Raw genomic sequence first — 1,491 nt, forward strand, 5'->3', positions numbered from 1 at the left:
GGCGCTGAGGTCCGCTATGGCGGCGACAAGGCCTATTACTCCCCGTCAACTGACCATATTCAGCTGCCCCAGCCCGAACTGTTCCGGGACATGGCGTCCTTCGTTGCCACGAGAGCTCACGAAACCTTGCATTGGACTTCGGGTCCCGGCCGCCTGAACAGGGATCTCAGCCGCTATCACAAAGACCGCCGCGAGAGGGCATTCGAAGAGATGCTCGTGGAATTGGGATCGGCGATGCTCTGCGCCGATCTCGGTATCGTTCCGGAGCTGGAGCCTCGGCCCGATCACGCCGCCTATATCCACAGTTGGGCCGAGATTCTCGGCTCCGACAAGCGGGCTATCTTCCAGGCGGCCGCACATGCGCAGCGCGCTGTCGCCTATCTTCATGACCTCCAGCCGAAGGCAGAAGCCGAGAGAGAGGCCGCTTGTTGCTGCACGCTTTGCATATGAAGGGGAGGGCGAAGGCCTTCCCCGCCGGACGCTCGGAATGGGCCCAACCTGACGGCGACCCGGAACGGTCGATAGAGGCATGCCGTGGGCATGCTGGTTTCCAGGCGTTCCCATCTATTTCTCTTATCAACATCGAGGAAGCGCCATCGAATCCGGGCTATGCGGCTTGTTCGAGACCCCACGCGCACGATCAGTACCGCCTGCAATGGCGCTGACCGGCGCATGTGTCATGGATGTGATGCGAATTGGGCGTCAGTGAGGGATTGTAGGGCGCGGCGGGCCGTGCAGACGTGAGCCGACGTGGGAGCGGTGCAATTACCACAGTCGCCTTGGTAGATCGCGGATGAAATACCGCCATAATCCGGTTCCTTCCCGTTTGAAACTGGGCGCACCTGTGCAGACCTCGATGGAACTGGTGTGACCGAAGGACGCCTTCGTCTCGATCGCCTCGACCGCAACGGCCCTCCGCAACTTTCTTCCCCTGCGAACAGGTTCGCATTCCTCGCGGCTCAAGAAAGTCGCTTCCGGCCGCCCTCCACTTCGTTCCGGCCCTGGCGGGTGCGGCGTCAATCGCCCCCGGTCCTTACACCGCCATCGAGGCCGCGACAGGCGCGGCCCGACCAACCGGAAAAGGAACACGACAATGGCAGTCATCGGCGAATTCACCACCAACGGCAACAACTCGATCGTCGGCAACGTGCGCACACTGACCGTCAGCATGAAGGCCCGCCTGAACCCCATCGAGCGCGTCTCGCGCGACGCCCCGGACTTCCGCATCACCGCCGGCAACGGCGTCGAGGTCGGCGCAGGCTGGAAGGCGGTCTCCAACGACGGCGAAGAATATATCTCGGTCAAGCTGGACGACCCGAGCTTCAACGCCCCGATCACCGCGGCCCTGTGGCCGAGCGAGAAGGAAGGCGAATACGCCCTCATCTGGAACCGCCCGAAGCGGGAGGTGTGATCTACCCCTCCCCCAGGAGCTCCGCCGCAAGGCGGGGCTCTCCTTCTCTCCCTGGATAAGACGGAGACAGGTATCGAGCC

Annotated in this window: 2 protein-coding genes; both read left to right on the forward strand. The window is 62.9% G+C overall.

Features of this window, described 5'->3' with window-relative positions; all coding sequences use genetic code 11:
• Positions 1-450 (forward strand): zincin-like metallopeptidase domain-containing protein (locus tag E8M78_RS20105; RefSeq protein ID WP_246658410.1); only part of this gene is annotated, 450 nt, incomplete at its 5' end.
• A 643-nt stretch (positions 451-1,093) separates the two neighbouring features.
• On the forward strand, positions 1,094-1,411 hold the full coding sequence (locus tag E8M78_RS20110; protein WP_137136746.1) for a DUF736 domain-containing protein: 318 nt from the start codon (positions 1,094-1,096) through the stop codon (positions 1,409-1,411).
• Positions 1,412-1,491: the final 80 nt, after the last annotated feature.

The sequence above is a fragment of the Rhizobium sp. FKY42 genome (assembly GCF_005222835.1).
Taxonomy (GTDB): Bacteria; Pseudomonadota; Alphaproteobacteria; order Rhizobiales; family Rhizobiaceae; genus Neorhizobium.